This window comes from Flagellimonas sp. (assembly GCF_965215805.1).
In the GTDB taxonomy this organism is placed as follows: domain Bacteria; phylum Bacteroidota; class Bacteroidia; order Flavobacteriales; family Flavobacteriaceae; genus Flagellimonas.
In genome coordinates this window covers 3,295,198-3,315,424 of record NZ_OZ244124.1, presented here as the reverse complement: position 1 = coordinate 3,315,424, position 20,227 = coordinate 3,295,198, and the positions used below count along the sequence as shown (strand labels likewise).

The following is a 20,227-nucleotide window of genomic DNA, read 5'->3' as shown; positions in this document are numbered from 1 at the left end:
CAGGGCTAAAGTTCTCGAATCTTCATATTGCGGAACCAGGCCTCAAAATACCAATTTTGGAGCGCAATCTTTCCGCTGGTAGCTTTGCCAAAACCAGGCGCATTCTTAAATCCTGATTCGGCTATTTTATCTTTCCAGTCTTGGGAGGTCAAATCTTCTTTGGCTGTGAGTTTTCCGTTGAGATAGAACTCGAGCCTGCCATCTTGTTGAACAATTTTAGCAGTATTCCACTGTCCTACAGGATTGGCTTCCACCGTATTTATTTGAGGGGACAAACTCCACAGGCAACCTGGTCTTTTGAGGGGAGTTTTGGTATCCATATGGGCAGGTTCCAACAGCTGGTATTCCGGTCCAGTCTGATAGGTGGCCGTATATTCAGGTGTCTCTTGCACATTAATAAATACGCCACCATTACCTCTTAAGGCCATTTGCCAGTCAAATACCAATTCGTAGTTTTCGTATACTTTATCCGTCACCAAATCCCCAAAGACTTTGCTTTCATCCGTAGCATTGCAGAAAAGATTGCCATCGCGTACTTCCCAAGCAGAGTATTGGGTAGAGTCGGCCTTGTTATAAAGATGCCACCCATCCAAGGTTTTGCCATCAAAAAGTAGTTCCCAACCCTGTTCTTTTTCCAATTCCAACAGTTGATTGTGTACTTGGTTTTCAGCGGCCAACTTTTTTGTCCGCCAAGCAGAGTCTTCAGTTTTTTTGTCAGTTTTGCAAGACGCTAAAAAGAGTGAGAAGAGTAAGGAAACTATAAAGGTGCTGCGCATCATTTTTTTGTTTTTCTAAATGTATGAATTCCGCTTATGATCTCCGTTCACAAATTCCCACTTTTTTGTTTTTGTTCCAATACATTCCCCTCATAGGGGGCAGTTTTCTGTGATTGTCATCCCGAAAACTACCTGCTAATGTATATTCAATTGAAGATGGTAAACCCTTTAATTAGAAAGATTATTTGGACTAATTCTGGGCTTCAATGGAAAAGTATTTGATCTACAGCTAGCCATCCGGGTTTTCCACTTTTTTTATGCCAATTGGGCAACTTGTCATAGGCCTCTGCTTTTATGGTGTAAAATCGATGGGATACCTTGTTAAAGGAAAACTCTACAGATTTTAGCTTTCTTCCCTTGGCATCACTTTTTGCAAAAGACACATTCTTTTTCAGTAGAAGTGTCAAGGAGTCTTTATTGTTGCCAGACCAAACCTCAATATTTTTAGGTGGGACAATCTCTCCATACTCGCGTATTCCATAGCTGACAATAATTTTTTCGGTTTCTGGCGGGTTGGCCCCAAAATCCATAGTGGCATGTAAGGGTTTTTCACTGAACCCGATCCATTGAAGCGGATCAATCCAATCATTTCCTTTGATGTCATCAATGAGCGTTAAGGCTCCTTTGCCAGATAAGTTGGGAGGTGGATTATACTTTAACTTCACGTCCACGGGAACATGCCCTTTATTAATAAATTCAAAAGTTTGCACCTCACTATCTTTCCAACCTTCTTTATGCGCATAGGTCTTTATGATTTTTGAATCCCCTAAGGGAAATGGTTCGGAATACACTGTAGATAAGCTATCCGGTTCCGATCCATCAGTGGTATATCTCACCTGCACACCTTTAAACTTGTGCTCAAGGATTATTTTTTCATTGTCAACCACATAATGTTTTTTCTGAGGTAGTACAGGTGGGGTTAGCTTGCTTTTGTCTTCCGCTGAAGGAACGTACCCCAACTCAAAATTTACTTCTGGCATGCTCTTCCTGTAAGGAATCAACATGGAATCTGTAATGGAAGTATTCCACAAATAAACCTCGCTCAAAGTTTCTATGGACTCTAAATCGTTCAAAACCTCCTCATTTATTGAAGTGCCGGATAGTGAAAGTGAAGTGAGATTTTTGAACGACGAACAGAGTTGAATACTTTCATTGGTAATGTCCGTATTGTTTAAATTAAGAAGTTCCAAATTCTCAAATTGGGCAATAAGCTTTAGGTCATTATCCGATATGGGTAGATTGGATAAGTTTAGATGGGTCAACTGCTCTTTGATTTTGGATAGCTCCTTTAAATAGTCAATTTTGAACGTGCTCCTTCCAAAAATGGTTGCCTCAATTGCGGGAGAGGAAATCGATTTTTGAATCACGTTTCTAAAAGGGCTGTTCAATTGTTCAAGCGTTTTCTTGTCGGCAAAACCAAAACTATACTCGGGTCCACTATTGAATTTTTCGATGATTTGGGAGGCAATACTATAAAGGCTGTCCTGGTCAGAGACTTCTGCTAGTGCAACTTCGGGATTTGCACCATGGCCTATCCATGCTTTCAACAAAGCAAGATCTTGTGCGCTTAGCTGTGTTTTACCTTCAGGCGGCATATGATCTTCATGTTCAATTGGGAGCAACGCTCTTTGTATAATGGCACTTTCATCAACATTATTGGCCAACCACAAGGGACCATTGTCACCACCTTTTTCTATACTTGCCAACGAAGAAAGGTCCAGTCCTCCTTTATGTTTATCCGGGTTATGGCAACTGACACATTTAGATTTTAATATCGGTTGAACCATGTTCGAGAATAAAGGTTGGGCAACATCAAATTCCTGCTCTTTGGCTTCTGTGAGTGGTTGTGTTATAAAATCCGATCCATGGGTTAGATTGGCCCCGTAATGACCAGCAACAATTACTGTGACAAAGGAGATGTATAGCACACCTTTATGTAGCCAAGTGCTATAATTGGTCAACAGTAGGACATAGCATAGATAACCCAGCGCAAGTCCTGTCCATTTATGCACAGCCATGGAAGTGGACCCATAACCTTCCAAATGCAAAAAAAAGCCCATGATAACCGCTATGGCGGTAGTCAATGCTGTTACCGACAGTAAAAACGTATGTATTTTTTCAAATGATGGTTCATCCAGGCTTTTTTTGAATAGACTTAAAATCACCAGGAGCACAATAAAGGCAACAGGAAAGTGAAGGGTCAATGGATGTAATCGTCCCAAAGGTTCCAACCAATAGGGAATTACCACATGCTCCTCAAAAATCAGCAATATTGTGGTCAAGGTCAATAGGCTAAAAACTATTGCCCTGCTTATTCTTTTAAATCTTAGCATTTATGCAATTATATCGTTAACAACGTGGCCATGAACATCGGTCAATCGAAACCTTCGACCCAAATATTTATAGGTAAGTTGTTCGTGATCGATTCCCATGAGATGTAAAATTGTGGCCTGGAGGTCGTGAACATGGACTGGGTCTTTGATGATGTTATAACCAAATTCGTCAGTTTCTCCATGGGTAAGCCCAGATTTCACTCCTCCACCTGCCATCCAAATACTGAAACATCTGGGATGGTGGTCCCGTCCATAATTGTCCTCGGTAAGTTTTCCTTGGCAATAATTGGTTCTACCGAACTCTCCACCCCAAATCACCAAGGTTTCATCCAGCAATCCTCTTTGTTTCAAATCTTTGATCAGTGCTGCGGACGCTTGGTCAACATCCTTAGCTTGAATGGCCATTTCGTTGGGAAGATTTCCATGCTGATCCCAACCCTGATGATACAACTGTACAAACCGAACCCCGGACTCTGACAATTTTCGAGCCAGGAGACAGTTGGCGGCATAAGTTCCCGGAATCATGCAATCCGAGCCATACATTTTGATGATATGATCAGGCTCTTTGGACATGTCGGTCACCTCTGGAACTGCAGTTTGCATGCGATAGGCCATTTCGTATTGCTTTATTTTTGTATGAATCTCGGGATCTCCAAACTCTTGATATCCTTGTTCGTTTAAAGCTGCCAAATGATCTAACATGGTTCGCCTACTTTTCATGTCTATTCCGTCTGGATTGTTCAAGTAAAGTATGGGGTCCTCACTTGCACTGAACTGCACTCCTTGATGAATGCTATCCAGAAAACCATTGGACCATAGTTTGGAGTATACGCCCTGGCCATTTCCTTTACCTCTGGATAATAGCACACAATAGGCTGGAAGGTTTTGGTTTTCGCTTCCCAGGCCGTAACTCATCCACGCACCCATGCTGGGCCTGTTGCCCTGTTGCGCACCCGTTTGAATGAACGTCAATGCGGGGTCATGGTTTATCGCCTCGGTATGCATTGTTTTGATGACACATATATCGTCTGCTATCTCACCAATGTGCGGAAATATCTCACTCACCCATGTTCCTGCTTTACCGTACTGTTGGAATTTAAATTTGGATCCAACCAAGGGGAATCGTTCCTGATTGGATGTCATTCCCGTAACTCTTTGCCCTTTTCGTATGGAATCCGGTAAGTCCTCGTTGAACATCTTATTGAGCAAAGGCTTATAATCAAAGCTTTCCAATTGCGAAGGTGCCCCATTTTGGGTAAGCATAATAATCCGTTTTGCCTTGGAGGCAAAGTGTTTGATGCCCAGGGGCAGCTCATCAGAATCATTCTGCCCACCTTTGAATAAATCCGGAAGCAATAAAGAGCCAAGCGCTGCACTTCCCAAACCTAAAGCTGTTTTCCCGAGAAAGTGCCTACGATTGATATTTAGTCTGTTTTCAAAAAATTCTTTTTCCATATCAGCGAATTAACTTCTGGTCATTGTTTCTTCCAAGTTGTACATGGTATGGATAACCTGCATTAAAGAAGCTACAGAGATGGCATCCCTGTTCTTTTGGGCAGGATATTCCCCAACGTTTATAAATTCTTCTGCAAGTGCCGGATTTTTGGTGAAATGCTCCTTTTGTTCTTTCAGGTAGTCCACCAATAATTCCCGTTCCTCATTTTTGGGCATTCTGCAAACAACACGCCTGAATGCCGTTGTTACTTTCTCATCATCAGTAAGCTCTTGGCCACTCAGTTTTTCAGATAGTACCCTTGCAGATTCGAGCACTGTAGGGTCATTTAAAATGATCAAAGCTTGCAAAGGGGTACTTGTAGTCAACCTTCTAACCTCACATTGATCCCTGTTGGAGGCGTCAAAGGTTAGCATTGTTGGCGGTGGTACCGTACGTTTGATAAAAGTGTACATCCCCCTACGGTAAATGGCCTCATTGTGATCTTGAATATACTCTTGAAGCAATCCCCTCCCAGATGTTGCCTGTTCCCATATCCCTTCGGGCTGATAAGGTTTTACGCTTTCCCCACCGATTTCGGTGTTCAATAAACCGCTACTGGCCAAAACCATATCGCGACTCATTTCAGCATTTAATCGCAAACGGGACATGCGGGAATAGAATTTATTTTCTGGGTCTTTCCTTAATTTTTTATTGGAAACAACCGTGGATTGAGTATATGTGGAAGACATTACGATGTTCTTCACCAATCTTTTAACATCCCAGTCCTTTTGAAAATCCACAGCCAACCAATCCAGAAGTTCGGGATGGGTGGGTAGGTCTCCTTGCATACCAAAGTCTCCTGAGGTTCTAACGATTCCCTTTCCGAAAAACTCCTGCCAAATTCTGTTCACAAAGACGCGGCTAGTCAGGGGATGCTCGGGGCTCAATAGCCATTGGGTCAAGCCCAGTCTGTTCTGATCGTATTTTTCTGTGTCAAATGCCAATATCGATTCCGGGGTATCAAAGGAAACTTCCTCTCCCTTGGCATCATAAACCCCGCGGTCTAGAATGTGGGTGGTTCTAATATCTGCTGAATCTTTCATGACCATTACATCCACAGGATAGGGTGACTTATTGTTGACAAATGAAAGAACACTGTCAATCAATTTATTGGTGATCTTCATGTTCGGAGGATCCGCGAACGAAGCATCAATGGTACCATAAAGTCCTTTTTCAGGAACTTTGTCAAAAAAGGCGAACGTACTGTAATAGTCCTTTTGGGAAATAGGGTCGTATTTGTGGTCATGGCATTTGGCGCATTCAAAAGTCAGCCCCAAAAAGGCCTTACCAAAGGTATTTGTGCGGTCCGTGACATATTCAATACGATATTCTTCATCTATGACCCCACCTTCTTGGGTAATTTTATGGTTTCTATTAAACCCAGTGGCCAAAATGGCCTCAATGTTATTTTCTGGAAGTAAATCCCCAGCCAATTGCCAGGTCAAAAAAGTGTCAAATGAATAGTTCTCGTTAAATGCGTGTATCACCCAATCTCGCCAGGGCCACATGGTTCTCAAGCCATCATCTTGGTAGCCGTGGGAGTCTGCATACCGTGCGATATCCAACCAATGTACTGCCATTTTTTCGCCATAATGCTGGTTGTTCAAAAGCTGATCTACCATTTTCTCATAGGCATCCGCTGAACTGTCATTTAAGAATGCATCCTGCATTTCCAAAGTGGGAGGGAGACCAATTAGATCAAATGACAACCGTTTTAAAAGACGTGCTTTATCAGCGCGCTCATTGGGTTTGAGCCCAAGCTCCTCTAGTTTTTTTAAGACGAAGAAATCCAAATCGGATGTTGGCCACTCACCATTTTTTACTGCTGGTTTTTCAGGAAGTGTTGGCGGTGTAAATGCCCAATGCCTTTTGTACTCGGCTCCTTGTTCAATCCATTTTTTAATGAGCTTCAATTCATGGTCGTTCAACTTCAGGTTTGTTTCCAAAGGAGGCATCAATTGGGTTGAATCTGGTGAGGTGATTCTTAAATACACTTCAGATTCTTCCGGTTTTCCGCTAACGATTGCAAATTTGTTGGCGTGGTCTTTTAGGGCCGCATATGCACCTTCTTTTGTGTCCAATCTTAAATCCGCTTCCCTTTTGTTCGCATCTGGTCCATGACAGGCAAAACATTTATCTGAAAGTATGGGGCGGATATCAAAATTGTAGTCAATTACCTTGGGCATTTTCTTGTCCGCAACACTGCCATAGTCCGATGCACTGTCCCTGCATGAAGTACAAATGGCCAATAGTAACAAAACACCTATGAAATTCTGGGTCTTCATTTATATTCGCTCTAGTTTAATGGGATAAGATTTGTTCGCGTTCCACTGGCAGATATATAGGTTTTTATCCTCATCCACACAGACGTCATGACAATGGTTGAAAAGTGGCGTGTCCTGGAGAATCAATTCCAGTGCTCCATTATTATAAACGGGTTTTGTTCCTCCAGGATTGGATACGACTTTGTCCTGCTTATCCAATATGGTTACAAAGCCAGAGTCCGGCATCCGCTCCAAATACTTCAATCTGGACCAACAAACACCTGAGTAGATGTTTTCACCATCAATTACCGGTCTGCATACATACGCTCCCGGAAGAAAGATGGTTGATAAGTATTCTCCATCCAAGGTGAATCTCTTAAAGGAATTATGCATCCTAGAGGTGCACAGTAAAGTGATATTGTTTGGATCTCTATCATCTATGGCCACCCCGTGCGCATTGTTCAATTGTTCATCGTTATGACCGTTTCCACCAAATTTTCTAATGAACTCCCCTTTGTGGTCAAACTGTAAAATCCAATCGGATCCATAGCCATCAGACACATAAATATCCCCGTTGGGAGCAATGGCGGTTTCAGTAGGGCGGTAGTTGTCCTTTTCTTTGTAAACACCAATTTTTCTAGGGTCTGGTAATTCCATCAAAAAAGTACCATCAACGGTGGTTTTTGTAACTCTGCCACTACTTGGGTCCGTAATGAACAACACATCCTCAGCACCTTCTTTAAAAAGCGTTAATCCATGTCCAGACTTGTATTCATGTCCCCACGTTTTTAGCAGTTTCCCAGATTTATCATATATAATGATATTGTTTTTGGTCTCATCCGTAATCATGATCAACCTTCCTTTGGAGTCCAAGACCATTTCATGACAGTTTAGGACAGGGGTGGTATTGGGGTCTAAGTTTCCCCATGATTTATGAACCCTATACTTGAAATCTCCGTGACCAATTATCTGTTCATGCAACTTGGGTTTTGACAAAATGGTAAACCCTTGTGTTGGAATTGAAAGTGCCGCGGTGGACAATGCAGTTGTTTTTATAAAAGACCTTCTTGAATGCTTCATTTTAAGTGGTTCTTAAAAAAGTATGGGTATGGTATTATTTTACCGCCCAAGTTATTGAGCATTCCATTTATTGGGGTGGAATTATTGTCCAAAGAGGTGGAAAAAATGCCTTACCGGGGTATTTTATCTCTTTGGAAGGTAATACGAAGGAGGATTCCCGAATTCCTTCTTAAACGATTTACTGAAATATCGATTATCGTTGTAACCTACTCTGAATGAAATTTCTTTTAAAGAATAATCGCCCTCTTTAATCAAATTCATGGCGGTGGAAAGCTTGTGGAAGTTGATGTATTCAATGATGGATTTACCAGTTATGGCCTGGATTTTTCGATATAATTGGGAACGCCCAATGCCCAATTCAGCGCTAAGTCGGTCCACCGAAAAATTGGCATCCTCCATGTTTTCATCAATTATGGAGTTCACCTTGTCCAGATATCTATCCTTCCTTTCATAGTCAGGTTCTGAATTGTTGGCAAGGTCTTTTTTCAACTTTTTAAGCAATAGCTTTCTACCCTCCAGTAGATTTTTGATTTTAAGTTGTATTTCTGAAATGTAGAATGGTTTTTGGATGTAATCATCCGCCCCAGTTGATAAGCCAGTAATTTTATTTTCCGCTCCTGTTTTTGCGGTTAAGAATAACAAGGGAATATGGGCCGTCAACTCATTACTCTTCAGCTGATTCGCCAATTGAATGCCATCGGTTTCCGGCATCATGATATCACTAATAATAATGTCGGGTAAGGTGGCTATGGCCATTTGCAGTCCTTCTTTCCCATTGGTGGCCTCAAGAATCTGATATTGTTCTTTTAATTCGCCCTTTATGTATTTTCTAATGTCCTGATTGTCCTCAACAATTAATATCAGGGTTTTACTGGAATCAATATGGGAAAGGCCATTGGTTATTATCGAATTCTCCGTTTCGTAATTCTTGTATCCCACAGGTATTTTCACCCTGAAATGACAGCCCTTTTCTGTACCATCCAATAGTTGTATGGAACCTTTATGCAACTTTACCAGTTCTGCTGTAAGTGCCAGCCCAATTCCACTGCTATACCCAAATTCGGGGTTTTCATCCAATTGATAAAATCGCTCAAATACTTTATCCCGATACTCCAAGGGAATTCCAATTCCATTGTCTATGACATTGATTTCCATGTCGCCCGAAGTTGCTTCCCCTTCTGAATCAGTATTCATGTCCATAAATCTTACAGATAACTTAATGGCGCCTCCTTCAGGGGTATATTTAAAAGCATTGGAAAGAAGGTTGGTCGCTACTTTTTCAATAATATCAATATCAAAAAACAAGGTTCCGAAATCTGTTGGGTGCAGGTACTCGTAGTTGATTTTTTTCTCTTTGGACCAATAGGCAGAGGATACATTTATGTTGTTGAAAACGGAAAGATCCTTTTGAGGGGAAATATGAAGCTTTTGATTGTTTTCCAATTTTCTAAAATCAAGAATCTGATTTACAAGCTCTAAAAGACGGGTACTGTTGCGGTACATCATCTCCAGAACGTTGTTGTTCGGTTTTATTTTTTCCCTAATGTATTTATCCAGGGGAGATGCGATGAGTGTTAGCGGGGTGCGCAGTTCATGGGAGATATTGGTGAAAAATTTCAATTTCATTTTTGCAACTTCTTCAAATTGCAAAACGCGTTGTTTTTCTATTTCAAATTTAGATCGGGTCCGTTCTCTTTTGATAATGAGCCATATCATTATACCAAAAAGGGATAGAAGTAGGATGGACCCCAGCACCCGAACCCATAACAATTCCCAAAATGGGGGTTTTATTAAAACGTCAATTTTAGTGGTACTATCACTCCAGATACCATCTTCATTGCTTGCTTTGACCAAAAACGAATAACTGCCCGATGGAATGTTTGTGTAGGTGGCTTTTTGGTTCGTATGCGCTTGGGTCCAATCCTCGTCATAACCGTCCAATTTATAGGCAAACTTGCAACGCCCATTGTTGTTGTAGTTGATGACCTGAAACTCAAATTCGAATTTCCTATCATCATAGTTTAATTCGATTTTTTCCTCCACCTCAATATTTTTGGTGATGTATTTGCTATGGGGTTTGACCAGCTCATTGTTTACCCACAATTTTGAGATATAAAGTGGAGATTCCACACTACTGGCCTTAACTTTTTCTGGGTCGAATATCATTGAACCGTTGTCGGTGGAGAAAATGAGTTCTCCAGAATCCAATGCCAAACTTGAAGACAGTATTTTATGGGAGGGGAGTCCATCTTGTTCGTTTAAAATGCGGACTTCGTTGTTGGTTTCGTTGAATTTGACCAAGCCATTTAGGGTTCCGACCCAAAAATTCCCTTGCGAATCCTGTTCAATTGAATTGATGATTTTATCCTTGATCAGGGGATTTTCAATTTGTGTAAAGGTGTTGGTGGTATGATCCAATTTGCATAACCCTGCGCTTGTTCCAATCCAAAGGGTGTTTTTGTTGTCTTCAAAGATTTCATTGACAAAATTATTGCTGACCGTTGATTTGTCACCAATTTTGTGCCTATAGTGAATAAACTCATTCCCGTCAGGATTGTATTTTTTCAATCCATCTCCCTGTGTGCCTATCCAAATGTCACCCTTTGAGTCTTCAAATATGATCGAAGCATGATGAAAATAACCAATACCACTGGGAACATGGGGATCACATTCGTAATGGGTCATCTTGTTGGAATCGGGAAGGTAGTGGGTAACCCCCAAAATTTCCCCGGCCCACAATTCACCTGGACTGGATAGCAGGGCGGCACTGGGCATCGATATTCTTGTTTTTTGTAGGATCAAGTCACCCATAGGGGAAAACTGATAATAGTTTTGGGTGTCGATAACCCATACATTTTGATTTTGGTTGGTTGCAACAATGGGTCTACCGTTGAATTTTGTTTGCAATCTTTTCAGTTCCCCATTTTCCAAATTGTAGATGAAAATGTTATCGCCTTGGGTTAACCAATAATTTACATCGGTTTTAGCTATGGAAGCCTGAGTTATCTCTTTTGCGAACTGCTTAAAAGCAGTGGTTTTTTTCTCGATAAGGAAAAAATTCCCCAAGGCATCCAAAACCCAGGTTACGTTCTTATTTTTTTTATGGTAGATATTGTTCAGGGCAAAATCTCCTTCAGGATAAAACAAATTGCCCAAGTCCAAGGTTTGGAGCACATTAAAATTGGAATCGGTAATATGGACACGGTTACCGCTGGTAAACCAGCATATCCCGTTACTTTCCTTTTTGACTCTGCTTAACCAGTTGTTGGATAGGTCGATTCGGGAGAAATTGTTTTCAGATTCATAAATGGAACCCCCATTATACGTGGTAATTAGTTGGCCATTAAAGAAGGCCAGCTCAAAGTGATTTTGGGATTCTTTTGGGGTGTCGTTGAAAATACGTCTAACCTTTTGGGTGTCTTTGTTAAAAATGTTCAGTCCTTTCCAAGTGCCCACAAAAAGATTCCCCTCTGTGTCCTCTTCCAAGGCCAGTACATTGTTGTGGCTTATGGTCAAAGAGTCCGTTGCGCTATGTTGAAAGGATTTGAAAGTGTTTGTTGAGCGATCCATTAGGTTAAGGCCACCACCATCTGTCCCTACATAAAAATCATTGTCCCTAGTTTCATAGATGACCTTTATTTCATTAAAACTTAGACTTTTTGGGTTTTGCTCATCATGTATAAACCGCTGAAAACAATCACAGTTACGATCGTATTTTAAAAGCCCTCCGCCATAGGTGCCTATCCATAACGTTTTTTGCTGGTCTTCGTACAGATAGGAAATGTGGTTATCCGTGATACTTGTATGATCATTTTCGTTTTTTATGTAGTTTTTATAGGTGCTTCCATCATAACGCCATAAGCCATTCGTTGAACTTATCCATACGAAATCATAAGAGTCTTCCAAGATTGCATTTGTAGAGGTCTCAATGGGTAATTTAAAATGGGTGACTTCAAAATCCCCTACAAACTTTTGGGCAGAAACAGACCCAAGACAGAAGAACAGAAAAAACGGGATACAAATCTTGATGTTCTTGTTCGAAAGGAATTCAAAAACTGCTTTTTTGAAGTGGTCTCCAATCAGGAATTTATTCAGAAAGTATGCGAAAAAGTTCATTTTAAAGGTTGTTGATCCTGTTCGGGCGCCATATCATAGAAAGCGTTTGGGCTTTAGCTATTGACCGGTTAAATTACCAAATTTATAAAGAAACGGGTCTTAGGTTGAAGGTCAAAAGGTGGTTGATAAAAGCGTTGGGAGTCTTAAACATTCGGTTTGGGTACCAGGATACATTCATTGTATTGAACGAACTTTGAATGGCTGATTTATCACGAAATTGAACAAGCGTCAAGCAGTAATCCACTGATGCTAAGTCTCTTTTTGGCGTCTCTACCCATACTTTATTCTTTTAAACAGCGTTACATATAATGTAACGTTAATGCGCTAATTACTAGGACACTATAAATTAGCCCTGTCTTTGGTAATTCAAGCTATAAATTTTCATCACCCCATTTAAATGGATAATTATGGCCCTAATCACCTCAAATCGCTTTGCTGACCACACTTTCAAATTAAAGTTCACTTACAATTGCTTGATCACATCAACGAAATTGGTGTTTTTGTTCATGCTGTTGAGCTGCAACAATTCACTGGAACCTGTGTTGCCGGAAGAAGAAAATAACGACCCAGACAATGAAGTTATTGAGGGAGATGTTGCCCTTATTTATCGAAATCAATGTGGAGGATGCCATGGGCAAGACCTAGGCTCATTTGTGGAACGCGATTGGACATATGGCAATGCTTCGGAAGATGTCATAGAATCCATAACAGATGGGTATGCGGACAATGGTATGCCAGCATACGGATCTGCTCTAAGCGCACAACAAATTGAGGATTTGACCAACTATATCCTTACCGAGATTGACGGAAAAACAAAAGCGATGTTGGAGGAAGAGAACCCCGATTTGTCGGGTTTGATTTCTTCCAATGACCTGACATTTCGATTGGAAACCCTAACCGACGAGATTCCTGGTATTCCTTGGGGCATAGAGCAATTGCCCAATGGTGAAATATTGGTGACCGAACGTGGGGGAGGACTATATTTGGTAAATAACGATAAGCAATTGATAGAAATTGGCGGTGTCCCAGCTGTTGCTTCGCAAGGGCAGGGTGGAATGTTGGATGTGATTATACATCCCGATTTTGAAAACAATGCCTTGGTATATCTGTCCTATTCGCGTATTAACCCATCTAATGCCTCCGAGCGGACCACAGCCGTGGCAAGAGGTAGACTGGAAGGCAACAACTTGGTTGATGTGGAAAACATATTTACGGCCCTTCCGTATCTCAATAGTTCCCATCATTATGGCTCAAGATTGGTATTTGATAACAATGGCTACCTATATGTTTCTGTCGGTGATCGCGGAAATAGGGATGCCTACCCCCAAGAATTGGACAATGCCCATGGAAAAATACACCGCATCCATGACGATGGCCAAATCCCACCGGACAACCCTTTTTATAATACATCCGGTGCGATTACTTCCATATTTACCTATGGCACACGAAATCCACAGGGGATGACCTTGCATCCGGAAACAGGTGCGCTTTGGGAGGGCGAGCATGGCCCTCAGGGGGGTGATGAAATCAATATTTTGGAAGCTGGGGAAAACAATGGGTGGCCGGTTATTTCATATGGTATCAATTACGATGGTACCACATTCACTGATCTTACCGAGCTAGCAGGCATGGAACAACCCGTATATTACTGGACTCCATCCATTGCTCCCTGCGGAATGACATTTGTGTCCAGCGATTTTTATGGAAATTGGAAAAATGATCTGTTCGTTAGTTCGCTCAAATTTGAATATCTCCATCGTTTGCAAATGAATGGCAACACAGTGGTTGGCCATGAAACCCTATTGGATGGTATCGGTAGGGTACGCGATGCACAAATGGGAGTAGACGGATATCTGTACGTTGCTGTAGAGGGCCCTGGTAGACTTATACGTCTGGTACCTGAGCAATAGTAGCCCTTTTTGTTGAAGTTGCATGTCGTGTTTACCTTACAAAATTGATAGGTTTGAGTGCTTTGCAACAGGTATGTAAATAGTCATTGATTCCAAATTACAATTCTGGAACAGGGTAATTGTCACATTGTCTTTTTTTAACCGTCTTTGGTAGTAAATGTTAGCTGTTAAAACTTACCGACTATTAGGTACGTTGTTCAACAACGGTTAACAAAATTCTTCAACCATAATCAACGCAATATGGCAAATGGTAAAATTCCCATATATAAATTGATGGTAGTCCTGCTGCTCTCTGTATATGGTTGCGGTAGGGATAGTGAAAGTAAAGGTTACAGATTAACAGGGCATATTGATGGCACTCCCCAAGACACAAAAATCTATTTATTCAGTATGGAATTGCAATCAAACATAGATTCTGCCATGGTCAAGAACGATGAATTTATCATGAAAGGAAAAATAGACCATCCGACCCACTGTGTATTGATCATTCCCGACCAGAACAAGTATTCCGACCTAATTATTGAAAATACTGAAATACGTTTTGAATCAACCTACTCAGACATCTATTTTCAGAAAGAGGTGACCGGTGGTCCCGAACAGGATCTCAAAAATAAAATGTGGGAACTTACCGGAAAATATGATACCAAGTACTTGAAAATTGGAGATAGTCTTTCCAAAAACTTGTTCACAGATGAGCTTCACAAAAGTGAACTTGTCCGTAGGTATGAAAAAAATGTTGCCAAATCAAAGGAGCTGATGAGAAGTTTTATTGTAAAAAATCCCAATTCTTATTTCACCTTGGACCTATTGTATAGAAACAGAAAATTCATATCGAAAGATACACTTGAAAAAGTCCTATCTAAACTTGACTCTAAACACCAAAATCTGCCAGATGCATTGGCCTTGGACAGATATGTTAAGGGCAACGAAATTGAGTTAAAAGAAGGAGACATGTTTGCCGATTTTGAAGGTATTTCGATGACTGGTGAGCCAATAAATCTATCCTCCCTAAAAGGAAATTACATTTATCTGAGTTTTTGGAGTCGAGGGTGCAAACCTTGTCGCTTAGAAAACAGGTTTTTCAGCAAAAATTTTAAAACCATTCCAAAGGAATTGAAAATTGTTAGTTTTTCAATCGATAAGGATAAAAAAGTCTGGGAGATGGCTTCTAACGATGATGGTATTAAATGGACCAATATATGGGCAGCAGGAAATAGAAATGATAGCATTGCAAAATTGTACAGTGTTCAAGCCCTACCAAAATCATTTTTAATTGACCAAAATGGTATAATCATTGATAAAATTGAAGGATATAATGAAGGTTTTTTTGAATCCATTTTAGAAAGGATTGCATCCAACTGATGAATTGAAAAACATCAACTTGGAACTAGTCCACAAATTGTTCTGCGTACTTATGAATGTATCTATATATCTTTCCTTCCGGATAAATAGACTCAATATGCGAGTCGTTGCTTACAATAAACACGCCTAGGTTTTTTTCCCTATGAATGTCCATGCTGGATGACACTCCCCAATATTCTCCAATATGACCCATCCATTTTCCGCTGAGTACTGTCCAGATAAAGCCTACCTTTTTGTCGGGAACCTTAATGGTAAACATTTGTTGTACCGTTATTGCTTGCAAGACCCGAACCTCTCCGAAAGCACCCTCGTTGAGCATTGCTATCATGAAGTTGGCCATATCTGCGGTAGTACTTCTTAGTGCGAATGCGGGGTAGTGGGGCGCAGAATATTGCGGGATAAGCTGCCCTTCAAAATACAAGGAAGCAAAATCTGTGGTAGGTGAAAGGTCTGCAATTTTAAACGCGCTGTTATGCATTTGCAAGGGGGCGAAAATATGTTCCACACAATAACTGTTAAAGTCCATTCCACTGATGGATTGGACCAGGTAGCCCAAAACTGCAGCTCCTATATTGCTATACTGATAGGAGGTTCCTGGGGCATTGTTTTGCCAGCTATTGGGCTGAAAATTTGGATTGTTGGGAGTGAGGTAATCCCGCAACCAAGGATAAATGCCCGGTGCATTGGCAGACTCAAAGGTGTTGTTGAAATTTGGATCTTCTGCATTGGTAGGCCATGATAGGCTAGAGGTGTGGGTGAGCAACATCCTAGCGGTAATCGGGGTATTGGGGAAATTTGGATTGCGAAGAGCGAAAGGGATATAGGTATTTACATCTTCATCAAGATCTAAAAGTCCTTGTTCCACCAGCTGCATGACGGCAACGGCTACCACGGTTTTGGAGACGGAGGCAAGAATAAAAACGGTGTTTTCATCTGGACGCTCGGTGGTGTTGAGGGTTTTAAAACCGAAGAAATTTTCCCAGACCACTTGGCCATCTTTTACAATAACAGCAGCAATGGCCGGGGCATTTTCCTGTATCCGTTCCTCCTCAATTAAAGTGTTTAAAGAGTCCTGATCAATGGTTTGGGGAAGCTCATCATCCTCGCTACAATGCCAAAAAAGCATGGCTATGCCAAGAATAAAAACCGATTTTGTAAAATGGTGTTGCACTTTGTTGGGTTGCTTTGGTTAAAGAGTACCATACGTTGGAATGGCCCACTTGTAAACCAACAAATTTTGTGCCATGAAGAATTACGCAGTTTGCTATCCGCTAGGTATTTGTATTATCTGGCAGTAAGGTTAAGCTCTTTTTTTAAAATGGTTCTGAATCGGGTTCCACTCAAATAATGGTCCTCCAATAATTTGCCATCATGCAATAAATTGAAAACCCCAAAACCTGAAGGTGCCATTTTAGCTTCGTCTACGGTTTCTATTTTGGAAACTTTTATATCCACTCCGTGGGCCATTGCAATGTTAAGTATGGCTGTTACTGACTTTTCGCTCCAAGGACACTGATCTGCATAAAGTAGATGCCAGCCTTTGTATTTTCCCTGTTGCTTGGTCCAGTTGTGAAATTTTGGTTTTTCGCTTTTGTCGTTCCAAGTTTTATGCAGAAGTTCAAATCGGTCCTTGACCTCAATCTGCTGAAAGCCGTTTTTCTCAAAAAGGGTCTTATTGGCCAACCAACCACCTTTGCTGGTCATTACACATAACCCATCAAGCCCTAAGGCTTTGGCTTCTTTTTCCGCATCTAGAATAAGCAATGAACCATACCCCTTACTTCGTTCTTTTTTAGAGTAAATGTAGGTGCAATGGATGAACATATGGCTGTCAGCATCTAATGGGCGCCAAGCATATTTTGCAGGCACATACTCCATAAATCCAATCATCTTGTCCTCATCATTCTTGAGTATCTTTATTCGTAAGCCTTCCTTATAACGCTTTTCATACCACTGGGCCTTATCCTTAAATCCCTGTCTTTTCGTGTCTTTTATACAGAAGAAAGTCTCTTTTTGTGCGTTTTCCGGTGTTACCTCCACTAATTTCATAGTATTATTTTTTGGAATTTATGAAACTAAAAATGCCATCCCAGTTTAAGTGAGATTTCCGGGATTAGGAGGGGCGTTTCATATAGACTTTGATCTACCCTTACTTCTTTATCTCCGGCAATTCGGAGATGCACAGCGGCCCAAGGGTTTAGATAAAAGTTCTTGTGAAATTTCCACACATATCCGCCACCCAATGTAAAAATGGTGTTGTTGTATGCTGCTGTTTCCAATTTGGCATCGGTTTGTATGGTGGCGTCCCAGTATTCCAATCCAGGGCCAATCCACCAGCCTTCAAAACCAGGTTTGAAAAAGTAATCCACAATAGCCGCGTAGACTTTCATTTCATTATTGGTAAAACCGTCTTCAAGGATAAAACTCGGGGTTTCAATTTTTGTAATTACCGCTCTATATCTAAAGTGATCATGGCCAACCCATACGGAACCATAATATCCTTCAAATAGGTAGGGCACAGCATCCAATTCAAATCCTACGGTTGTTTTTTTTGCTTGCACTTCGGCATCTTGCCCATATGTGGACATGACCAACAGTAAAGAAAAAAGTAATGGTAAAACTCTCACGACTTTAAAGATTTATAAGCCTTAAAAATATTCTGGAAAACTATGGCTTACAATGATATATATCAGCTTGTTACCTGATTTGGTGTCGATACAGCTTTCGATAGATCCTTATTAGTGGAGAAAGGTAGCAGGGAAGCCAGGTCAACTTTAGGACTATTGTAATTTCAAAATCGCAGTGTCATTGTTGAAACTTTTGTTTAAACCTAAAATTTCATGGTGAAAAAAATTCAAATAAACTTGCTAATTTGCATTGGGTTTTAGAACACTTGACTTTATATGAAATTAAAGGAAAAAATAACGATTGAAGATATCAGGGGAGAGAAGTTTAAGCTTAGATTTTTAGAGCCTGAAAGCCCAAAGAAAGCCGCTTTTACACACTATCTGCATAATCATAAAAATGGTGTTTCCCAGTGTTATGAGCGTGATGCCATTGAGTTTGTGAGGAATCTTTTGGAATTAAAGAATCCACAAAATGAAATAACGAATATAGCGGCAAAAGAAGCACTTCAATATTATTTGTCAAATTTCAAGAGTACGGTTCCTTTTCCAGCACCAAAGAAACCTAAATTTAAGTTTATTGATTTGTTCGCAGGTATTGGTGGTTTTAGGTTGGCCCTACAAAATTTGGGAGGTAAATGTGTCTTCACCAGTGAATGGGATAAATATTCCAAAAGCACTTATGAAGCAAATTTTGGAGAAGAACCCTTTGGCGATATCACCAAGGCCGAAACCAAAAGCTATATTCCTGATGATTTTGATGTTCTCTGCGCAGGATTCCCTTGTCAGGCCTTTTCGATAGCCGGTAGGCGTGGAGGTTTTGAAGATACTCGGGGAACTTTATTTTTTGATGTTGCTGAAATAATTAGAAGTAAAAGACCCAAAGCGATTTTCCTTGAAAACGTTAAAGGTTTGGGAAGTCACGATAGAGGAAGAACCTTGTCTACCATACTTAATGTTCTTAGAAATGAACTTGGATATTACGTTCCGGAACCTGAAATAATTAATGCAAAAGATTATGGGGTTCCCCAAAATAGAGAAAGAATTTTTATTGTTGGATTCAGACAGGATTTAGAGATTACGGACTTTAAATATCCGAAGCCAACCAACAAAACCAAAGTTTTGGAAGAAATCCTGGAAGAAGAGGAAGTATCTGTAAAGTATTATTTATCAGATACCTATCTAAGGACGCTCCGTCTACATCGAGCCCGACATGAAAGCAAGGGGAATGGTTTCGGATATGAAATAATACCCAATGAGGGAATAGCCAATGCTGTTGTCTGTGGAGGAATGGGTAGGGAAAGAAATTTGATAATTGACGATAAACTGACCAACTTCAAACCCGTTACCAACATTACCGGAGAGGTGAATCGTGAGGGGGTTCGAAAAATGACTCCAAGAGAATGGGCCAGGTTACAGGGTTTTCCAGATAAATTCAAAATTGTAGTTTCTGATGCACAAGCCTATAAACAGTTTGGTAATTCCGTCGCTGTTCCGGCCATTCAAGCCACTGCAAAAAAGATTATACAACATTTGAATAATAGCCATTAGGGTGCTCTTCGTCCGAAGCGAACCACGTAATATTAAGATCGTATTTCTCCCTAATATTTCTAATTGTCCGAGTCCAATCCCTTATACCTGCAATTCCTTGTAAAATTGAAGGAGAAAATTTGACATTTGGAGAATTTTCAAAAAGGACCCTAAGCTTTTGATAGCCGCTAGATTCTGAATAGACCAATTTCATAACTTCGGAATCAAAGTCATCTTTAAAAAATGATTTTTTAGCCTGATTACAGGAAGAACATAAAGTCCAAAGATTGTCATCAATGTTTGTGCCACCCCAATCCACTGGTATTTTGTGGTCCACATGAAGTTTAACACCATCATTCGCTCCCTGACCACAGGATTGGCACCTATGTCCATCACGGTTCCTTATTCTATAAAGGTCTTTACTGGTTAGGCCACTTCTTCGGGTTTGTTTTGAATACGCTCCAATTTTGGTAATTACATAGGAGGAAGACGACGTATCATAATCATATTCAATGATGTCATCCTGTTTCAATTGTCGAATAACCCGCGCCCAATCGCTTATTCCTCCGATTTTTCTTAATTCTTCTCCGGAATATGCCTTTAAACCGTTTTCTCTGATATGATGGTAAATCCTTTCTCTTGCGCTCATCAAATATCCATTACAATTCAGCTATTGGGATTTTAGATCTATTGGGTATTTCCTCAAGTAGAGTCATTGCAGTGTTTAATTGCCTTTT

The 20,227-nt window shown here is 40.6% G+C and carries 13 protein-coding genes; 3 read left to right on the top strand and 10 right to left on the bottom strand.

Annotated elements, in window-relative coordinates:
- Positions 1 to 5: 5 nt before the first annotated feature.
- The 6 genes from ACOOE0_RS14670 to ACOOE0_RS14645 form a co-directional block, all read right to left on the bottom strand.
- Positions 6 to 779, bottom strand: coding sequence for a 3-keto-disaccharide hydrolase (locus tag ACOOE0_RS14670; protein WP_420399653.1), 774 nt, complete (start codon positions 777 to 779; stop codon positions 6 to 8).
- A 200-nt stretch (positions 780 to 979) separates the two neighbouring features.
- Positions 980 to 3,109 carry a chitobiase/beta-hexosaminidase C-terminal domain-containing protein gene (locus ACOOE0_RS14665; RefSeq protein WP_420399652.1) on the bottom strand — a complete coding sequence of 710 codons (2,130 nt, stop codon included), beginning with the start codon at positions 3,107 to 3,109 and terminating at the stop codon, positions 980 to 982.
- On the bottom strand, positions 3,110 to 4,564 hold the full coding sequence (locus ACOOE0_RS14660; RefSeq protein WP_420399651.1) for a DUF1501 domain-containing protein: 1,455 nt from the start codon (positions 4,562 to 4,564) through the stop codon (positions 3,110 to 3,112).
- 9 nt (positions 4,565 to 4,573) lie between these two features.
- Entirely contained in the window at positions 4,574 to 6,889 is a 2,316-nt protein-coding gene (locus ACOOE0_RS14655) for a PSD1 and planctomycete cytochrome C domain-containing protein (RefSeq protein WP_420399650.1), read from the bottom strand.
- Positions 6,890 to 7,948 (bottom strand): 6-bladed beta-propeller, encoded by a 1,059-nt coding sequence (locus tag ACOOE0_RS14650; RefSeq protein ID WP_420399649.1) that lies wholly within the window; start codon positions 7,946 to 7,948, stop codon positions 6,890 to 6,892. It abuts the gene before it with no gap.
- A 123-nt stretch (positions 7,949 to 8,071) separates the two neighbouring features.
- On the bottom strand, positions 8,072 to 12,064 hold the full coding sequence (locus ACOOE0_RS14645) for a hybrid sensor histidine kinase/response regulator transcription factor (protein WP_420399648.1): 3,993 nt from the start codon (positions 12,062 to 12,064) through the stop codon (positions 8,072 to 8,074).
- A 473-nt stretch (positions 12,065 to 12,537) separates the two neighbouring features.
- On the opposite strand from ACOOE0_RS14645, the gene ACOOE0_RS14640 reads away from it, so the two are divergent.
- Both ACOOE0_RS14640 and ACOOE0_RS14635 read left to right on the top strand, forming a co-directional pair.
- On the top strand, positions 12,538 to 13,974 hold the full coding sequence (locus ACOOE0_RS14640) for a PQQ-dependent sugar dehydrogenase (protein ID WP_420399647.1): 1,437 nt from the start codon (positions 12,538 to 12,540) through the stop codon (positions 13,972 to 13,974).
- Positions 13,975 to 14,214: 240 nt separating this feature from the next.
- A complete protein-coding gene (locus ACOOE0_RS14635) occupies positions 14,215 to 15,336 on the top strand; it encodes a DUF4369 domain-containing protein (protein ID WP_420399646.1) in 1,122 nt (373 codons plus the stop codon).
- 25 nt (positions 15,337 to 15,361) lie between these two features.
- Here the strand turns inward: ACOOE0_RS14635 and ACOOE0_RS14630 are convergent, their stop codons facing one another.
- The 3 genes from ACOOE0_RS14630 to ACOOE0_RS14620 form a co-directional block, all read right to left on the bottom strand.
- Positions 15,362 to 16,507 (bottom strand): serine hydrolase domain-containing protein, encoded by a 1,146-nt coding sequence (locus ACOOE0_RS14630; RefSeq protein WP_420399645.1) that lies wholly within the window; start codon positions 16,505 to 16,507, stop codon positions 15,362 to 15,364.
- A 113-nt stretch (positions 16,508 to 16,620) separates the two neighbouring features.
- Complete coding sequence (locus ACOOE0_RS14625; protein WP_420399644.1) at positions 16,621 to 17,385, bottom strand: GNAT family N-acetyltransferase; 765 nt, start codon at positions 17,383 to 17,385, stop codon at positions 16,621 to 16,623.
- Between the two features lie 26 nt (positions 17,386 to 17,411).
- Positions 17,412 to 17,963 carry a hypothetical protein gene (locus ACOOE0_RS14620; RefSeq protein WP_420399643.1) on the bottom strand — a complete coding sequence of 184 codons (552 nt, stop codon included), beginning with the start codon at positions 17,961 to 17,963 and terminating at the stop codon, positions 17,412 to 17,414.
- Positions 17,964 to 18,239: 276 nt separating this feature from the next.
- Between ACOOE0_RS14620 and ACOOE0_RS14615 the strand changes: the two genes are divergently transcribed.
- Positions 18,240 to 19,511 carry a DNA cytosine methyltransferase gene (locus ACOOE0_RS14615; protein ID WP_420399642.1) on the top strand — a complete coding sequence of 424 codons (1,272 nt, stop codon included), beginning with the start codon at positions 18,240 to 18,242 and terminating at the stop codon, positions 19,509 to 19,511.
- Here ACOOE0_RS14615 and ACOOE0_RS14610 read toward each other — a convergent pair.
- Positions 19,483 to 20,139, bottom strand: a complete 657-nt coding sequence (locus tag ACOOE0_RS14610; protein WP_420399641.1) for an HNH endonuclease — start codon at positions 20,137 to 20,139, stop codon at positions 19,483 to 19,485. The genes ACOOE0_RS14615 and ACOOE0_RS14610 overlap by 29 nt on opposite strands.
- Positions 20,140 to 20,227: the final 88 nt, after the last annotated feature.

Coding starts and splice junctions, on each gene's coding strand:
- ACOOE0_RS14670 (WP_420399653.1), bottom strand. CDS start 779: ATGATGCGCAGCACCTTTATAGTTTCCTTACTCTTCTCACTCTTTTTA.
- ACOOE0_RS14665 (WP_420399652.1), bottom strand. CDS start 3,109: ATGCTAAGATTTAAAAGAATAAGCAGGGCAATAGTTTTTAGCCTATTG.
- ACOOE0_RS14660 (WP_420399651.1), bottom strand. CDS start 4,564: ATGGAAAAAGAATTTTTTGAAAACAGACTAAATATCAATCGTAGGCAC.
- ACOOE0_RS14655 (WP_420399650.1), bottom strand. CDS start 6,889: ATGAAGACCCAGAATTTCATAGGTGTTTTGTTACTATTGGCCATTTGT.
- ACOOE0_RS14650 (WP_420399649.1), bottom strand. CDS start 7,948: ATGAAGCATTCAAGAAGGTCTTTTATAAAAACAACTGCATTGTCCACC.
- ACOOE0_RS14645 (WP_420399648.1), bottom strand. CDS start 12,064: ATGAACTTTTTCGCATACTTTCTGAATAAATTCCTGATTGGAGACCAC.
- ACOOE0_RS14635 (WP_420399646.1), top strand. CDS start 14,215: ATGGCAAATGGTAAAATTCCCATATATAAATTGATGGTAGTCCTGCTG.
- ACOOE0_RS14625 (WP_420399644.1), bottom strand. CDS start 17,385: ATGAAATTAGTGGAGGTAACACCGGAAAACGCACAAAAAGAGACTTTC.
- ACOOE0_RS14615 (WP_420399642.1), top strand. CDS start 18,240: ATGAAATTAAAGGAAAAAATAACGATTGAAGATATCAGGGGAGAGAAG.
- ACOOE0_RS14610 (WP_420399641.1), bottom strand. CDS start 20,139: ATGAGCGCAAGAGAAAGGATTTACCATCATATCAGAGAAAACGGTTTA.